This window comes from Rathayibacter sp. VKM Ac-2879, from assembly GCF_015351245.1.
Taxonomy (GTDB): domain Bacteria; phylum Actinomycetota; class Actinomycetes; order Actinomycetales; family Microbacteriaceae; genus Rathayibacter.
The window spans coordinates 308056-323366 of record NZ_JADKSO010000001.1; the positions used below are offsets into that span (position 1 = coordinate 308056).

Below are 15311 nucleotides of genomic sequence, written 5' to 3' on the forward strand. Positions count from 1 at the left end.
GTTCGGCCTGTGAATGAGGCCTTCCTCGCAAGAGGTGTCCGCGGCGACTATTCCGCTTCTCGGGCTCACGACAACGCCTGACACCAGTCGCGGATGTCTTCCACCCGCATGGCTCCTGACCACTGCGGTGCGACCGCTACAGTCAAGGCCGTGATCGTGACTCCTCCCGGCGCCGCACGCGGGATCGTCCTCTTCGGTCCGGGTGCTGGCGGCGACCCCGCTCGATACGACGTGCTCCTCACCGCCGCCGCAGCCGCGGGATTCATCGTCACGGCACCGACACACGAGCGCTTCGACAACAGAACCGTGACGAATGAGCAGATGCAGCAACGTGCTGTCGGATTGGCCGAATCGCTTCGTGAGATAGACCGGCAAGACCTGCCCGTCGTCGCCGCAGGGCACTCCGTCGGAGGATGGGCTGCGCTCTGCCTTGCCGGTGCGCAACCGTGGGGCCGTCACCGTCACCCCATCCCCGTGCCCGTCGAATCCCGGGTGGTGAAAGTCGTTGCCCTTGCGCCGACTGTGGGGTGGTTTCAGGCGCCGGGCGCGCTCGACACTCTCCGCGTTCCGGTCATCGTGCTGGCGGGAGCAGCCGACGCGGTAACGCCGTCGACGACCGCAGAGATCCTCCGCGCTGCCCCCGCTGAGGTCCGCGTGCACACCTACGAGGGCGCCGGGCATCTCGACTTCTTAAGCGCACTCCCGCCGTCCGTCACACCCACCCCTGGTCTCGACCACAAAGCCTTCATCACATCACTCGCTGCCGACTTCGTTGAAGCCCTCAGCGAGAACATCCCCGCCGAACGGGGAGGCGACTAGTGCTCAATCGACGAGGGACCTGCCACTGGTCATGACGTGGTCGCCGGCCGGGTCAGGCAACGCCGTAGTGCGTCAGCGTGAGGCGGCGAAGCGCTCATCCCTTTCCGACGTCGTCGACTGCGCGCGTCCTCGATGGCTCTGGCGTCAGCTGGCGGGGATCGTTCCGGTGAGGAGCAGCCCGGAGAGCACGAGGGCGAGGGCGACCCGGTAGACGACGAAGACACCGAAGCCGTGCCTCGCGACGTAGCGCAGCAGCCACGCGATGGAGGCGTAGGCGACGACGAAGGAGACGGCGGTGGCGACGAGAGTCGGGATCCAGCCGACGCTCGCGCTGACGTCGGAGGCTGCTGTCGCCGCTTCGTACGCGCCGGCGGCGGTGAGAGCGGGAATGGAGAGGTAGAACGCGAACTTCGTCGCGGTCACCCGATCCAGTCCACGGAACAGGCCACCACTGATCGTCGCTCCCGATCGGGAGACGCCGGGGATCAACGCGACGCACTGCACGAGGCCGATGACGATCGCGTCCTTCAGCGTGACCGCACGACGGTCTTTTGTCTCGGAGCCGACGCGTTCGGCGATGAGCATCACGACGCTCCAGCCGAGCAGGGCGGCGACGACGACCCAGAGGTTGCGGAGGCCCCCGCTGATCAGATCTTTCCCGAGGAAGCCGACGACGCCGATGGGGATCGACCCGAGGATGACGTACCAGGCGATCCGATAGTTCGTCCGTCGCCGTTGCGAGGGGTGACGGAGGCCAACGAACCACGCGGTGACGAGTTCGACGATGTCGTTGCGGAAGAAGAGGAGCACGGCGGCGATTGCGCCGACTTGAATGATCGCGGTGAACGCCGTCACGCCGACGTCATCGACCCTCAGGCCTAGGAGCTTCTCGGCGATGGTGAGGTGCCCAGTGCTGGAGACCGGAAGGAACTCGGTCAGCCCCTCGATGATGCCGAGGATGATCGCCTGCAGGATGTCCATCGGGTCCGTTCGTGTCAGAAGTGAGGATCGCGAGGGATCCCGGGAATGCTACTGAGAGTAGGGACTGCGCCGGCTGCGTCGAGGCGCACACCGTGTCGCTTTGTGCATCTTCACCGAGCCCCGAGAAGACCACCGGTTATGCGCGTCGGCGGCGTGTTCCGCTTTTTGTGTATCGGCGCGGATCGTGCGAGTAGGACCGCTCGCGAATGATGGAACCGACCACGAGAGTCGGGTGCCGCGAGTCATGACGCCGGGCGGACCATGCGGATCTCTCTGATGCCGGCTTCGATCTTGACTGTTCCAGTGGGTGTGAAACCGCTCTTTCGATAGAACGCCTGTGCCCGCGGAGCAGGGTCGCCGACCCAGAGCGCTGCGGGCTCGCCAGGATCGATCACCGCGTTCAAGAGAGCCGCGCCTGTTCCGGTTCCGTGGTATTCGGAGGCGACGTAGAGGACGTTCAGGTGCCACGTCCATTCCTCCCCCTCGGTGGGGTTCGACATGGCGATGCCGACGATGACGCCTTCGCGTTCTGCGACGGCGACTCGAATGTCGGCCCATCGCTCGTCTGTCAGAGCACTGATCCAGAATCGTTCCCTGGATTCGAGCAGGTCAGGCGCATCGAGGACGGCGTCTGACACCAGAGTGCCGCGATAGGTCTCGCGCCACGATGCAACGTGCACCGACGCCATCGCTTCCGCATCGGCTGGCCGTGCCGGTCGAACCAAGAAGTCGCGTTCCATGCGCCCACGCTACTCAGCAGGCGGGCACGGAGACTGTCCACGGAAGGGTGCCAGGGACGGAGCCGACCGATGGAGCCTGCGGCGCTCGTGACACTCACGGAGATCCCGGCCCTTGCCCACCGGTTCGCGGGGATGAACGAGGTCTTCGTCGTGCTGGTCGGAGTGATCGTGGCGGGCCGTCGGAGGCCGGCCGACTCGCACCGGTCGCGGCGAACACCCCGACGAGGAACAGGAGCGCTGCGATGACTCCGGACCGGTGCTTGGGATGCAGGAGAGGGCATGGGTACCCTGGTCAGCGGGTGCGGCTTATCGTCGCAGGGTGCGGAAGAAGCAGTAGGAGTCTCTCGCTGAATGGCTGAGCAAAGTGTTCTCATTGACGATCTCACCGGCGCCGTGATCCACGAGGGTCGCGGCGGCACGGTCGCCTTCTCGATCGACGACCGCGAATACGAGATCGATTTGACGGCGGCGAACATCGGCAAGCTACATCGGGCGATGGCGCCGTTCATCGCTGCGGCGCGCGCGTTGTCCTCGACGGCTCCGGAGCGGCGGGTGATCGCGGTCGCGGCCGGAGCGGGCCGCAAATCTCCCGAGATGCTCGCGGCCATCCGCCACTGGGCGCGCCGGCACGGTCACGAGGTGCCTCGATCGGGACGCATCCCGCGCGACGTGCAGGCCGCGTACGACGCCGCGCACTGACGCTCCCGTGCCGACGCGGACGAGTGCCGCGCCGATCGAGGTCCGCTCCCCCAGGGAGGCCGAGCAGAACGGCCGTCCCAGCGACCACTCCGACCACACGCATTCCCGCCGCCCCGAGGACGAGCGGGACGAGCACCCAGCCCTAACCGTCGCGGCCGAGTGCGCCGGGGACGACGAGACCCGTGACGACTGCGGCGGCGCTGAGCCACGCTGCCCGGCCCCGGCCCACTCGGCGGACGAAAGGGGCGACGAACCGACCTCCGGCCAGCAGTCCCACACCCTGCGGTAGCGCCCCGACCCCTCCGAACGCGGGGCCGCACGCCGTCAAGTGCATGACTCCCTGTTGCGCTTCGTGTCCTCGCGCGAGCCACGAGGGGTTCGCCTCCGCCGCATTCTCCTTACTGTCTCGTGATGGGCGTCTGCCCCACGTCCTCGAAGGGCCAGGAGGAGGAGACCATGACCACGAGCAGCACCCCTGCGCGACCCGTCGACGCGCGCGCCGCCTCCGGGGCGCAAGTGCGCCCGCCGCGCAGCTCGACGAAGCCGAACGGCCAGTGGCTGGTCGACGGCACGGCTCCCCTCAACGCGAACGAGGAGTGGAAGCAGGCAGACGGTGGACTCGCGGTGCGCGAACGAATCGAGACCGTCTACGCCGCGGGAGGCTTCGCGTCGATCGATCCGACCGATCTGCACGGCCGCTTCCGCTGGTGGGGGCTCTACACCCAGCGCCGGCCAGGGATCGACGGCGGGCGCACCGCCACCCTCGAGCCCCACGAGCTCGAGGACGAATACTTCATGCTGCGCGTCCGGATCGACGGCGGGCAGCTCACGACACGGCAGCTGCGTGTGATCGGCGAGATCTCGACGGAGTTCGGCCGGGGGAGCGCCGACCTCACCGACCGGCAGAACATCCAGCTGCACTGGATCCGTGTCGAGGACGTTCCCGAGATCTGGCGGCGCCTCGAGGCGGTCGGGTTGGGTACCACCGAGGCGTGCGGAGACGTGCCCCGGGTGATCCTCGGCTCTCCCGTCGCGGGCGTCGCGGCCGACGAGCTGCTCGACCCGACTCCGCAGATCGCGCAGATCACCGAGAGGTTCCTCGGCGACGAGTCGCTCGCGAACTTGCCGCGCAAGTTCAAGTCAGCGATCACCGGGCATCCCAGCCAGGATGTCGTCCACGAGATCAACGACGTCGCGTTCGTGCCGGTCGTGCACCCCGAGCTCGGGGTCGGCTATGACCTGTGGGTCGGGGGCGCGCTCTCGACCGCACCTCGACTGGGCGAACGGCTCGGTGCCTTCGTCGCGCCGGAGCGGGTCGCCGAGACCTGGCACGGCGTCGTGCAGATCTTCCGTGACTACGGCTACCGGCGCCTGCGCAACAAGGCTCGGCTGAAGTTCCTCCTCGCGGAGTGGGGAACCGAGAGGTTCCGCGAGGTGCTCGAGACCGAGTACCTCACCTCGCCGCTGCCCGACGGCCCGGCGCCGGCGGCGCCTACCACCGCGGGCGACCACGTCGGCGTGCACCGCCAGAAAGACGGCCGCTTCTTCGTCGGAGCGAGTCCCCTCGTGGGTCGCGTCTCCGGTCCGGTGCTGACGGCGTTGGCCGAGCTGCTCGAAGAGAACGACTCTTTCCGCCTCCGCACCACACCCCACCAGAAGCTGGTGGTCCTCGACGTGCCGGAGCAGCGGGTGGAGCAGCTCGTCGCCGGCCTCGAGAAGCTCGGGCTCTCGGTCCGACCGAGCGTGTTCCGTCGCGGTGCGATCGCCTGCACCGGGATCGAGTTCTGCAAGCTTGCGATCGTCGAGACGAAGAAGACGGCGTCGCTCGCCGTGGAGCAGCTCGACGAGCGTCTCGGGTCTCTCGAACTGCCGCACCGCCTCAGCCTGCACGTCAATGGCTGCCCCAACTCGTGCGCGCGCATCCAGACAGCCGACATCGGGCTCAAGGGGCAGCTCCTCCCCGACGGAGACGGCGGCCAGACCCCGGGATTCCAGGTGCACCTGGGCGGCGGCCTCGCCTCGCAGGAGAACGGCGAGGCGGCGCTCGGGCGCACGGTCCGCGGTCTCAAGGTGACGGCCGACGGCCTCGCCGACTACGTCGAGCGCTTGGTGCGCCGATTCCTGGTCGAGCGCGATGCAGCGAGCGACGAGACCTTCGCCCGCTGGGCGCACCGAGCCGACGAGGAGGCCCTCCAGTGAGCGTCACCCCTGCCCCCCGCCCCGCAGTGCGGCGCTCCCGTGAGGAGCTGCGGGCGCTCGCCGCACGCGGCGCCGCTGAGCTGCGCAGCGGCACCGACGAGGAGGCGACGCCGGCCGAGGTCGTCGCGTGGGTCGCCGAGAACGTCGCCGTCGGCTCCGTCGCCGTCGCATGCTCCATGGCGGATGCCGCGCTGCCGCACCTGATCGCCGAGCGCTTGCCGGGAGTCGACGTGCTCTTCCTCGACACCGGCTACCACTTCGTCGAGACGCGGGCGACGCGCGACGAGGTCGAGCGCACGCTCGCCGTCCGGGTGATCGACGTGCTGCCCGAGCAGACCGTCGCCGAGCAGGACGCCGAGTTCGGCGCCGCGCTCCATGCCCGCGACGCGGCCCTGTGCTGCGCGCGCCGCAAAGTCGGGCCGCTGAGGGACGCCCTCTCGGGCTACGAGCTGTGGGCGACCGGGGTCCGCCGCGAGGAGGCTCCCACCCGCGCCGCCACTCCGCTCGTGCAGTGGGACGAGCGCAACGGCCTGGTGAAGGTGAACCCTGTCGCGGCCTGGAGCTTCGACGACCTCCTCGACTACGCCGGCACCCATCGCGTGCCGGTGAACCTCCTCGTCTCGAACGGCTACCCCTCGATCGGCTGCGCGCCGTGCACGCAGCCGGTGGCTCCGGGCGAGGATCCCCGCGCCGGCCGATGGGCCGGCCTGGCCAAGACGGAATGTGGACTCCACCTATGACCATCACACCGACGGCCCTCGCGACGACCGTGCTACGCGGCTCCTCTGCGCCCCGACCCTCCACTCTCGACCTCCTGGAGGCGGAGGCGATCCACATCCTCCGGGAGGTCGTCGCCGAGTTCGAGCGCCCTGTGCTGCTGTTCTCCGGCGGCAAAGACTCGGTGGTCGTGCTGACCCTCGCGGCGAAGGCCTTCTCGCCCGGGCGGGTGCCCTTTCCCGTGCTGCACGTCGACACGGGCCACAACTTCCCCGAGGTGCTCGCCTTCCGCGACGAGACCGTCGCGCGGTACGGCCTGCAGGTGAAGGTCGCCCGTGTGCAGGACTGGATCGACGACGGCCGGCTGCGGGAACGCCCCGACGGCACGCGCAACCCTCTGCAGACGCTGCCCCTGCTCGACGCCATCGCCGAGGGCCGCCACGACGTGGTGCTCGGAGGCGCCCGTCGCGACGAGGACAAGGCGCGCGCGAAGGAGCGCATCCTCTCCCTCCGCGACGAGTTCGGCCAGTGGAACCCGCGCACCCAGCGGCCGGAGCTGTGGAGCCTGTACAACGGCCGGCATACTCCCGGCCAGCACGTCCGCGCCTTCCCCATCTCGAACTGGACCGAGCTCGACATCTGGCGCTACATCGAGCGTGAGAGCATCGCGCTGCCCTCGCTCTACTTCGCGCACGCGCGGGAGGTGTTCCGCCGCGACGGGATGTGGCGCGCGGTCGGCGACTCCTCTCCCGCTCGCCCCGACGAGACGGTCGAGACCCGGAGGGTGCGCTATCGCACCGTCGGCGACATGAGCTGCACGGGAGCCGTGGAGTCGGACGCGGCGGACCTCGCCGCGATCGTCGTCGAGGTCGGACGAACCACCGTGACCGAGCGCGGGGCGACCCGTGCCGACGACCGCCTCTCGGAGGCGGCGATGGAAGACCGCAAGAAGGACGGCTACTTCTGATGACGACGACCACTCCTGTCGGCACCCTTGTGCGCTTCGCGACCGCCGGCTCCGTCGACGACGGCAAGTCGACCCTCGTCGGGCGGCTCCTGCACGACTCGAAGGCGATCCTCGCCGACCAGCTCGAACAGGTGACCCGCACCTCCGCCGAGCGTGGATTCGCGCACGGCGACGGCATCGACTTCGCCCTGCTGACCGACGGCTTGCGCGCGGAGCGAGAGCAGGGCATCACGATCGACGTCGCCTACCGCTACTTCGCGACCCCTGCTCGCAGCTTCATCCTCGCCGACTGCCCGGGCCACGTGCAGTACACGCGCAACATGGTCACCGGGGCCACGACCGCCGACGCCGTGGTGGTGCTGATCGACGGACGTAAGGGAGTCCTCGAGCAGACTCGACGCCATCTCGCGGTACTCGCGCTTCTGCGCGTGCCGCACACGATCGTCGCCGTCAACAAGATCGATCTGCTCGACTACTCCGTCGAGGTGTTCGACGCGGTCGCGGCGCAGGTGCGTGCGGTCGCCGACGAGCTCGGCCTCGACGACGTGCACGTGCTGCCCGTCTCGGCGCTCGAGGGGGACAACGTCGTGGAGCGCTCGGCGAACACGCCCTGGTACGACGGTCCCGCCCTGCTCGAACTGCTCGAGTCGCTGCCGACGCAGGACGAGCTCGTGAGCGTCGCACTGCCCTTCCGCCTCCCGGTGCAGCTCGTGCTGCGCCCGCAGGGCGGGCTCGCTCCCGACGTCGACGACCCTGAGCGCTTCCGCGACTACCGCGCGGTCGCGGGCCGGGTCGCCTCCGGGACCGTGCGGCTCGGCGACGAGGTCGAGGTGCTGCCGGCGGGCATCCGCACGACCGTCACCGGGATCCGGGTGGCCGGCCGAGACGTCGAGGGAGCGAGGACCTCGCAGTCCGTCGCGCTCGAGCTCGCCGACGAGGTCGACGCCGCCCGCGGCTCCGTCATCGCCGGAGCGGGCACCGCGCCGGTCGCCCGCCGCGACCTCGAGGCCGACCTCTTCCAGCTCGATGCGCGGCCGCTCACCGCCGGCGCCCGGGTCCTCGTCAAGCACGGCACGGCGACCGTGCAGGCTCTCGTCGACGAGATCGTCGCCCGCCGCGATCTCGACTCCCTCTCAGACGAGCCGGCGGAGGCGCTCGCCGTCAACGACATCGGCCGGGTGCGCCTGCGCCTCGCCTCCGAGCTCCCGCTCGAGCCGTACTCGGTGAACCGGGCGACCGGGTCGTTCCTCGTCATCGACCCCGCCGACGGCGCCACCCTCGCGGCCGGGACCGTTCGGGCCTGACCCCCTTCCTTCTTCCCTCCCTCCCCCTCGACCAGGAGACGACCATGATCCGTCGCACGCACGTCCGCACCACGAAGGCCCTCGCCGCCCTCGCCACGGCCGCTCTGATGCTGACGGGCTGTGCCTCCGCTGCCGCAGCGCCGGCGCCCGCCCAGCAGTTGCGTCTGGGCTATTTCGCGAACGTCACGCACGCGCCCGCGCTGATCGGGGTGCAAGAGGGGCTTTTCGCGAAGGCCCTCGGCGACACCGCGCTGAGCACCGAGGTGTTCACCGCGGGGCCGGCGGCAGTGGAGGCGCTCACCGCGGGCGCCATCGACGCCGCGTACCTCGGCCCGAACCCGTCGATCAACACGTTCATCCAGTCGGGCGGCCAGTCGGCGCGCATCGTCTCGGGTGTCACGACCGGAGGCGCGGCCCTCGTGGTGCGCGACGGCATCGACTCCCCGGCGGATTTCACCGGCACCACCCTCGCCAGCCCGCAGCTCGGCAACACTCAGGACGTGGCGCTGCGCACCTGGCTTGCAGCCAATGGGCACACCGCCGACACCTCGGGCGGAGGCGACGTCAGCGTCACACCGACCGACAACGCGCAGATCGCGACGCTCTTCCAGCAGGGTCGGATCGACGGCGCGTGGGTGCCGGAGCCGTGGGTGTCGCGGCTCGTGCTCGGCGGGGGTGGCCACGTGCTCGTCGATGAGGCCGACCTCTGGCCGCAGGGCGCCTTCCCGACGACCGTGCTCCTCGTGCGCGCCGACTATCTCGCGGCCCACCCCGAGACCGTCCAGAAGCTCGTCCAGGGCAACCTCGACGCGATCGCCTGGCTCGGCGCCCATCCCGATACCGCGGCGACCGAGATCAATGCGCGTCTCCAGGCTGACACGGGCGCTCCGCTGTCGGACGAGGTCATTGCCCGGGCGCTCGAGCACGTGGCGTTCTCGCCCGATCCGCACGCGGAGGTGTTCCAGACACTCGTCGACCATGGCGTCCAGGCGGGAGTGCAGAAGAAAGGCTCGGTCACGGGCCTGTTCGATCTGCGTCTTCTGAACGAGCAGCTCGCGGTCGCGGGGTCGGAGCCGGTGTCGGCCGGCGCCCTCGGTGAAGACGGTCGCTGAGATGGCGACCACGGACATCGCCGAGCGGTCCGCCTCCACCCCGACGGCGTCGTTTACGCCAGCGGCACCCGCCCTGCGCCTCCGCGGCCTCACCAAGCGCTTCGGCGCGGGCGCCGACGTCCTTCAGAGCGTCGACCTGGACGTGCAGGCGGGCGAGTTCGTCTGCCTCATCGGGGCCTCGGGATGCGGGAAGTCGACCCTCCTGAACGTCATCGCCGGGCTGGAGCAGCCGACCTCCGGGACGGTCGAGGTGCCGACCGCGGGCACAGCGGTGATGTTCCAGGAGTCGGCGCTCCTGCCGTGGCTGACCGCCGCCCGCAACGTCGAGCTCGCGCTCGCTGTGCGTGGCGTGCCGCGCCGCGAGCGGCGGGCGCGCGCGCTCGAACTGCTCGACGTGGTCACCCTCGCGGAGGCGTCGGAGCGGCTCCCGCACGAACTCTCGGGCGGGATGCGGCAGCGCGTCGCGCTGGCGCGCGCCCTCGCCCAGGATCGGCCGATCCTGCTCATGGACGAGCCTTTCGCGGCTCTCGACGCCATCACGCGCGATGTGCTCCACGAGGAGCTCGAGCGGGTGTGGCGTGCCTCCGAGCGCACGGTCGTGTTCGTGACCCACAACGTGCGCGAAGCGGTGCGCCTCGGGCAGCGCATCGTGCTGCTGTCCAGCCGTCCCGGGCGGGTGGTCAGGGAATGGAGGATCCCGCAGGCGACGGATCGCCACGTCGACTCGCCCGAGGTCTCCGCTCTCGCTTCCGAGATCACCGACGAGCTGCGGAAGGAGATCCGCCGCAATGCCGCGTGATGTCACCTCCACCGAGCCTCCGTCCCGCGCGCGGGAGGGGGCCGAGGGTCGCCGCGAGAACTGGGCCGATTCGGCGCGCGCGGGGGAGGAGTTCCGTCGTCTCGCCTCCGGGCTCGACCGACTCCAGACCGACGGCGCCGCGCGCGCTGGCCGCTGGCGGGCCGCCGCTGCGCGGGTGGCGCCTCCCGTCGTCTTCCTCCTCCTCGCCGTCACCGCCTGGCAGCTCGCCGTCGTCCTCGCGCGCCCGCGACCCGACGTCACGCCCGGGCCGTTCGACGTGCTCGCCGCGCTCGTCGAGGGCACCGAGTCCGGCCGCGTGCAGCTCGCCGTCGCGACGAGTCTCGAGCGCGGTGTCCTCGGTTTCGTCATCGCGATCGTCGCCGGGACTCTGCTCGGACTTCTCCTGGCCGAGGTCCGCCTGCTCCGCCGGGCGGTCGGGCCGATCGTCTCAGGACTGCAGTCGCTGCCCTCGGTGGCATGGGTGCCTGCCGCGATCCTGTGGTTCGGCCTCTCGGATGCGACGGTCTACTTCGTCATCCTCACCGGCGCCGTCCCCTCGATCGCGAACGGTCTCCTGGCCGGGATCGACCAGGTGCCGCCGCGCCTCCGACAGGTCGGGATCGTGCTCGGCGCCGGACGGGTGCGCCTGGTGACCGACGTCGTTCTGCCCGCCGCGCTGCCGGGCTACGTCTCGGGCCTCAAACAGGGCTGGGCGTTCTCGTGGCGGTCGCTGATGGCGGCCGAGATCATCGCGACCGGAGGCTCGATCGGCTTCGGGCTCGGCGCGCTGCTCGATCAGAGCCGTCAGCTCGCCGACATCGCGGGGGTCTTCGCCGCGATCCTGCTCATTCTCTTCGTGGGCGTGCTCGTCGAGCTGCTGGTCTTCGGCCCGGTGGAGCGGCGCATCCTTCGTCGCCGCGGTCTGGCGCCAGGAGGCGCGCGATGACCGGGCGCGCGGGCTCCGTCGCCCTCGTGGGGGCGGGCCCGGGAGACGCGGGCCTGCTGACCCTGCGCGGCCTCCGCCTTCTGGAGGCTGCGGACGTCGTCGTCGCGGATCGACTCGGTGCCCGAGGTGTCCTCGACGGTCTCGCCGCCGACGGCATCGTCCTGCGTGCCGAGATCGTCGACGTCGGCAAGCTCCCCGGGCACCACGCGGTGCCGCAGGAGGCGATCAATGCCGTGATCGTCGAACTCGCCAGGGCCGGTCGTCGCGTGGTGCGCCTCAAGGGAGGCGACCCGTTCGTCCTCGGTCGAGGCGGCGAGGAGCTCGAGGCGTGCCGCGCTGCCGGCATCGCCGTCGAGGTGGTGTCGGGAGTGACCAGCGCCATCGCGGTGCCGGCCGTTGCAGGCATCCCGCTCACCCATCGCGGAGTCGCCACGGCCTTCACCGTCATCACCGGCCACGAGCAGATCGGCCGCCTCGGCGGTGGACGCGATCACACCGTGGTGCTGCTGATGGCGGTCGGCACGCTCCCGCACGCCGCCCTGACTCTCGCCCAGGGCGACCGCGGGGCCGACTGCCCCGTGGCCGTCGTCGAGGACGGCTACGGCCCTTCGCAACGCGTCACCATCGGCACGCTGTCGTCGATCGCCGCGCAGGCCGCCGCCCGAGGCGTCCGCTCGCCGGCGGTGGTCGTGGTCGGAGATGTCGTCCGCCTCAGCGGATACGCCCCTGCCGAGCTCGCCGCGGGCGAGCGGATGCGCGCGGGACTCACGCCGCATCTCTCCGTCTGACCCCGGTCCCTGTCGTCGCCCTCGCGGCGATCCCCTGTCAGAAAGGTCCTGTCTTCGTGCCCCACTCCTCTGCACCGAGCCCCTCCGCGCAGAACCCTCCCGCGGCGAGCCTCCACGACTTGCGTGTCGCGATCGTGGGAGCAGGACCCGCCGGCGTCTATGCCGGCGACATCCTCTCTTCCTCCGTCGCCGCTGCGGGAGGCTCGGTCGCCATCGACCTCATCGAGTCGCTGCCCGCGCCCTACGGCCTGATCCGATACGGCGTCGCGCCGGATCACCCGCGGATCAAGGGCATCGTGAACTCCCTGCACGAGATGCTCGACTCCGGGGCGATCCGGTTCCTCGGCAACCTCGAGGTCGGCCGCGACATCACGCTCGACGAGCTGCGTCGACGGTACGACGCCGTGGTCCTCGCGACGGGCGCCTCCCGTGACGCCGATCTGCCGATCCCGGGGATCGAGCTGCCCGGGTCCTTCGGCGCGGCCGACTTCGTCGCATGGTTCGACGGGCACCCCGACGTCGCGCGCGACTGGCCGCTCGACGCCTCCGAGGTCGCCGTGCTCGGCAACGGCAACGTCGCGCTCGACGTGGCGCGGATGCTCGCGAAGCACCCGGTCGACCTGCTCAGTACCGAGATCCCCGACACCGTCCACGCTGGGCTCGAGGCCTCGGTCGTCACCGATGTCCACGTTTTCGGCCGTCGCGGCCCGCTCGAGGTCAAGTTCACCCCGATCGAGCTGCGCGAGCTGGGCGAGGTGCCCGACGTCGACATCGTTCTCGCCGACGAGGACTTCGAGGGCCTCGAGGCGGCCGCTGCGTCGAGCAACCAGCTCAAGGTGATCCTGCGCATCTTCGACTCGTGGCGGCGGCGCGGGCTGCGCGGCGCGAGCCGGCGCCTCCACCTGCACTTCTTCCACTCGCCGGTCGCGGTCCTCGGCGAGCGGCGGGTCGAGGGGGTTCGCTTCGAGCGCACGGCGCCCACTGCCGACGGCCGGGTCGTCGGAACCGGGGAGCTGCGCGACATCGCCGTCCAGGCCGTCTACCGCGCCGTCGGCTACTTCGGCGTTCCCGTCGAGGGCGCACCCTTCGAGCCGGCCCGCGGAGTCGTCGGCAACGTGGAGGGGCGCGTCGCGCAGCCCGACGGCTCGCTCGTTCCCGGGCTCTACGCCACCGGGTGGATCAAGCGCGGCCCGGTCGGTCTCATCGGGCACACCAAATCGGACGCGAAGGAGACCATCGCGCATCTCCTCAGCGATGTGGGTGCCGGTGCGCTGCCCGCGCGACTCCTCGACGAGGACGTCCTCGCGGCCGTCTCCGGGAGCGTCGACGTGACGACCTGGCAGGGCTGGCTCGCCCTCGACGCGCACGAGCGCGACCTCGGAGTCAATCACCGTCACACCCGTGAGCGGGTCAAGGTGGTGCCTCGGGATGAGCAGGTCGACATCGCCGGCTCTCGGGCGCTGGTGGGCTCATGACCTACGTGATCGCACTTCCGTGTGTCGATGTGAAGGATCGTGCTTGCATCGATGAGTGTCCGGTGGATTGCATTTATGAGGGGGAGCGTTCCCTCTATATCCATCCTGATGAGTGTGTCGATTGTGGGGCGTGCGAGCCGGTGTGTCCGGTGGAGGCGATCTATTATGAGGATGATCTGCCGGAGCAGTGGGCTGATTATTACAAGGCTAATGTCGAGTTCTTCGACGAGATCGGTTCTCCGGGAGGCGCCGCCAAGGTCGGCGTGATCGCCGCAGACCACCCCGTCATCGCCGCCGTCCCGGAGAGGCCTGGCGCATGAGCGCGACGGCCGTCATCGACGCGCTCATCGTCGGCGGCGGACCGGCCGGGCTCGCCGCCGCGGTGAACCTCGGCCGCGCCCGTTCGACCGTCCTCGTCGTCGACGCTGATCGGCCGCGCAACGCGGCCACGCTGCGCTCGCACGGCTTCCCCACGCGCGACGGGCTCCCTCCGCACGAGATCCGCCGGCTGGCGCGCGCCGAGCTGGAGGCATACCCCGACGTCCGCCTCCTCGTGCGCGCGCGTGTGGCCGCACTGTCGAGCGTCGTCGCGGACGATGGTGCCCGCTTCGTCGCCTCGATCGAGACTCCCGCGGGTGTGGCGACGGTGCGGGCGCGCTCCGTCCTCCTGGCGACCGGGCTGAGTGAGACGCTGCCCGACGTGCCCGGCCTCCGCGGCTTCTACGGGATGTCGCTGTTCAGCTGCGTCGTCTGCGACGGCTGGGAGCTGCGGGACCGTCCGCTCGCCCTGATCGGCGAGACTCCCGATCTTGCCGACCGCGCCCGGCTCGTGGCCCGGTGGAGCGCCCGGCTCACCGTCTTCACCCACGGCTCCGCCGCGATCGACGCCCGGGAGGAGCGTGAGCTCGCTCGCGCGGGGATCGCTGTCGCGCGGGGCAAGATCGCGGCGCTCGAGGGGGACAAGGGCGAGGTGGAGGCGGTCCGACTCGTCGACGGCTCCCGCGTCGAGGTCGGCGGAGGCTTCGTGCGCCCTCTGTGGCGCTCGACCGTCACTTCGATCATCGACTTCCGCCTCGACGTCGACGCCGACGGGCTCGTCCGCGTCGACTCGACCGGTCGCACGAGCGTCAAGGGAGTCTTCGCGGCCGGAGACGTCGCGGGTGGTCCGCAGCAGCTCGTCGTCGCCGCTGGCCAGGGCGCCCGCGTCGCGGCCGTACTCCTGCACGAGCTGGTGGTGGAGCCTCCGCAGCTCACCGCGCCTGCTCTGGTCGGGGTGCCGAGCGGAGGCGCTTCGCGGGCCGTGCGCTGAGGGCGGGAGGCGCGCGCTCTGTGTGAGAGCCAGGGCGTGCCTGTCGATGGCGGCAGCGGGTGGTGGGTCGCGCTCCCATCTTTCTCTCGTGTCGTAGGGGGCGACGTATCATCTCGACATATGGAGAGATTGTCCCGTGTAACGCCGGCCACGATCGACGTCCTGAGGGTGCTCGTCGCGGCCGAGGGCTCGGTGTGGGGACTTCAGATCGTCAAGACGACGGGGCGCCCGAGCGGCAGCGTGTATCCGATTCTCGATCGCCTCGAATCATTGGGGTGGGTGGCCAGCGCGTGGGAGGACGACATGTCTCGGCAGGGGGCCCGGCGCCGCTACTACCGGCTGCACGAACACGCCCACGACCTTGCTGTCGCGGCCGTGGCGACCCTCGAGAACAAGCAAGCGGCGGCGCGCTCGCCCCAGATGCGGCCTGCCGGGCCGGCGGGAGCCTAGGCCGTG

The 15311-nt window shown here is 70.5% G+C and carries 16 protein-coding genes; 14 read left to right on the forward strand and 2 right to left on the reverse strand.

Features of this window, described 5'->3' with window-relative positions:
- The first annotated feature begins 150 nt into the window (after positions 1 to 150).
- Positions 151 to 819: an alpha/beta fold hydrolase gene (locus tag ITJ45_RS01470; RefSeq protein ID WP_194607076.1), complete on the forward strand. Its 669-nt coding sequence runs from the start codon at positions 151 to 153 to the stop codon at positions 817 to 819.
- A gap of 144 nt (positions 820 to 963) precedes the next feature.
- Here ITJ45_RS01470 and ITJ45_RS01475 read toward each other — a convergent pair whose 3' ends face one another.
- Together ITJ45_RS01475 and ITJ45_RS01480 are read right to left on the reverse strand one after the other, a co-directional pair.
- Positions 964 to 1800, reverse strand: coding sequence for an undecaprenyl-diphosphate phosphatase (locus ITJ45_RS01475; protein WP_194607077.1), 837 nt, complete (start codon positions 1798 to 1800; stop codon positions 964 to 966).
- A gap of 242 nt (positions 1801 to 2042) precedes the next feature.
- Entirely contained in the window at positions 2043 to 2540 is a 498-nt protein-coding gene (locus ITJ45_RS01480) for a GNAT family N-acetyltransferase (RefSeq protein WP_228493402.1), read from the reverse strand.
- A 351-nt stretch (positions 2541 to 2891) separates the two neighbouring features.
- Between ITJ45_RS01480 and ITJ45_RS01485 the strand changes: the two genes are divergently transcribed.
- The 13 genes from ITJ45_RS01485 (at position 2892) to ITJ45_RS01545 (ending at position 15305) form a co-directional block, all read left to right on the forward strand.
- Positions 2892 to 3239 (forward strand): histone-like nucleoid-structuring protein Lsr2, encoded by a 348-nt coding sequence (locus tag ITJ45_RS01485; RefSeq protein WP_194607078.1) that lies wholly within the window; start codon positions 2892 to 2894, stop codon positions 3237 to 3239.
- A 456-nt stretch (positions 3240 to 3695) separates the two neighbouring features.
- Positions 3696 to 5438, forward strand: coding sequence for a nitrite/sulfite reductase (locus ITJ45_RS01490; protein WP_194607079.1), 1743 nt, complete (start codon positions 3696 to 3698; stop codon positions 5436 to 5438).
- Positions 5435 to 6178 carry a phosphoadenylyl-sulfate reductase gene (locus tag ITJ45_RS01495; RefSeq protein ID WP_194607080.1) on the forward strand — a complete coding sequence of 248 codons (744 nt, stop codon included), beginning with the start codon at positions 5435 to 5437 and terminating at the stop codon, positions 6176 to 6178. Before ITJ45_RS01490 ends, ITJ45_RS01495 begins: the two co-directional genes overlap by 4 nt.
- Positions 6175 to 7122 carry a sulfate adenylyltransferase subunit CysD gene (gene cysD, locus ITJ45_RS01500; RefSeq protein WP_194607081.1) on the forward strand — a complete coding sequence of 316 codons (948 nt, stop codon included), beginning with the start codon at positions 6175 to 6177 and terminating at the stop codon, positions 7120 to 7122. The genes ITJ45_RS01495 and cysD overlap by 4 nt, the downstream gene beginning before the upstream one ends.
- A complete protein-coding gene (locus ITJ45_RS01505) occupies positions 7122 to 8426 on the forward strand; it encodes a sulfate adenylyltransferase subunit 1 (RefSeq protein WP_194607082.1) in 1305 nt (434 codons plus the stop codon). Before cysD ends, ITJ45_RS01505 begins: the two co-directional genes overlap by 1 nt.
- Before the next feature lie 44 nt (positions 8427 to 8470).
- Positions 8471 to 9538 (forward strand): ABC transporter substrate-binding protein, encoded by a 1068-nt coding sequence (locus tag ITJ45_RS01510; protein WP_194607083.1) that lies wholly within the window; start codon positions 8471 to 8473, stop codon positions 9536 to 9538.
- 1 nt (position 9539) lies between these two features.
- The gene (locus ITJ45_RS01515) at positions 9540 to 10337 is read left to right on the forward strand and encodes an ABC transporter ATP-binding protein (RefSeq protein WP_194607084.1); all 798 of its coding nucleotides are present in this window, start codon (positions 9540 to 9542) and stop codon (positions 10335 to 10337) included.
- Positions 10327 to 11283, forward strand: a complete 957-nt coding sequence (locus ITJ45_RS01520; protein WP_194607085.1) for an ABC transporter permease — start codon at positions 10327 to 10329, stop codon at positions 11281 to 11283. Before ITJ45_RS01515 ends, ITJ45_RS01520 begins: the two co-directional genes overlap by 11 nt.
- Positions 11280 to 12071: a uroporphyrinogen-III C-methyltransferase gene (gene cobA, locus ITJ45_RS01525; RefSeq protein ID WP_194607086.1), complete on the forward strand. Its 792-nt coding sequence runs from the start codon at positions 11280 to 11282 to the stop codon at positions 12069 to 12071. Before ITJ45_RS01520 ends, cobA begins: the two co-directional genes overlap by 4 nt.
- Positions 12072 to 12190: 119 nt before the next feature.
- Positions 12191 to 13546, forward strand: coding sequence for an FAD-dependent oxidoreductase (locus tag ITJ45_RS01530; RefSeq protein ID WP_228493469.1), 1356 nt, complete (start codon positions 12191 to 12193; stop codon positions 13544 to 13546).
- Entirely contained in the window at positions 13543 to 13866 is a 324-nt protein-coding gene (fdxA, locus tag ITJ45_RS01535) for a ferredoxin (protein WP_194607088.1), read from the forward strand. Before ITJ45_RS01530 ends, fdxA begins: the two co-directional genes overlap by 4 nt.
- On the forward strand, positions 13863 to 14855 hold the full coding sequence (locus ITJ45_RS01540; RefSeq protein WP_194607089.1) for an NAD(P)/FAD-dependent oxidoreductase: 993 nt from the start codon (positions 13863 to 13865) through the stop codon (positions 14853 to 14855). The genes fdxA and ITJ45_RS01540 overlap by 4 nt, the downstream gene beginning before the upstream one ends.
- Before the next feature lie 120 nt (positions 14856 to 14975).
- A complete protein-coding gene (locus ITJ45_RS01545; protein WP_194607090.1) occupies positions 14976 to 15305 on the forward strand; it encodes a PadR family transcriptional regulator in 330 nt (109 codons plus the stop codon).
- The last annotated feature ends 6 nt before the right edge of the window (positions 15306 to 15311 follow it).

Bases quoted from the DNA above. Each gene is read 5' to 3' on its own strand.
- ITJ45_RS01475 (WP_194607077.1), bottom strand. From the start codon at position 1,800: ATGGACATCCTGCAGGCGATCATCCTCGGCATCATCGAGGGGCTGACC.
- ITJ45_RS01480 (WP_228493402.1), bottom strand. From the start codon at position 2,540: ATGGAACGCGACTTCTTGGTTCGACCGGCACGGCCAGCCGATGCGGAA.
- ITJ45_RS01485 (WP_194607078.1), top strand. From the start codon at position 2,892: ATGGCTGAGCAAAGTGTTCTCATTGACGATCTCACCGGCGCCGTGATC.
- ITJ45_RS01490 (WP_194607079.1), top strand. From the start codon at position 3,696: ATGACCACGAGCAGCACCCCTGCGCGACCCGTCGACGCGCGCGCCGCC.
- cysD (WP_194607081.1), top strand. From the start codon at position 6,175: ATGACCATCACACCGACGGCCCTCGCGACGACCGTGCTACGCGGCTCC.
- ITJ45_RS01505 (WP_194607082.1), top strand. From the start codon at position 7,122: ATGACGACGACCACTCCTGTCGGCACCCTTGTGCGCTTCGCGACCGCC.
- ITJ45_RS01510 (WP_194607083.1), top strand. From the start codon at position 8,471: ATGATCCGTCGCACGCACGTCCGCACCACGAAGGCCCTCGCCGCCCTC.
- ITJ45_RS01515 (WP_194607084.1), top strand. From the start codon at position 9,540: ATGGCGACCACGGACATCGCCGAGCGGTCCGCCTCCACCCCGACGGCG.
- ITJ45_RS01520 (WP_194607085.1), top strand. From the start codon at position 10,327: ATGCCGCGTGATGTCACCTCCACCGAGCCTCCGTCCCGCGCGCGGGAG.
- cobA (WP_194607086.1), top strand. From the start codon at position 11,280: ATGACCGGGCGCGCGGGCTCCGTCGCCCTCGTGGGGGCGGGCCCGGGA.
- fdxA (WP_194607088.1), top strand. From the start codon at position 13,543: ATGACCTACGTGATCGCACTTCCGTGTGTCGATGTGAAGGATCGTGCT.
- ITJ45_RS01540 (WP_194607089.1), top strand. From the start codon at position 13,863: ATGAGCGCGACGGCCGTCATCGACGCGCTCATCGTCGGCGGCGGACCG.
- ITJ45_RS01545 (WP_194607090.1), top strand. From the start codon at position 14,976: ATGGAGAGATTGTCCCGTGTAACGCCGGCCACGATCGACGTCCTGAGG.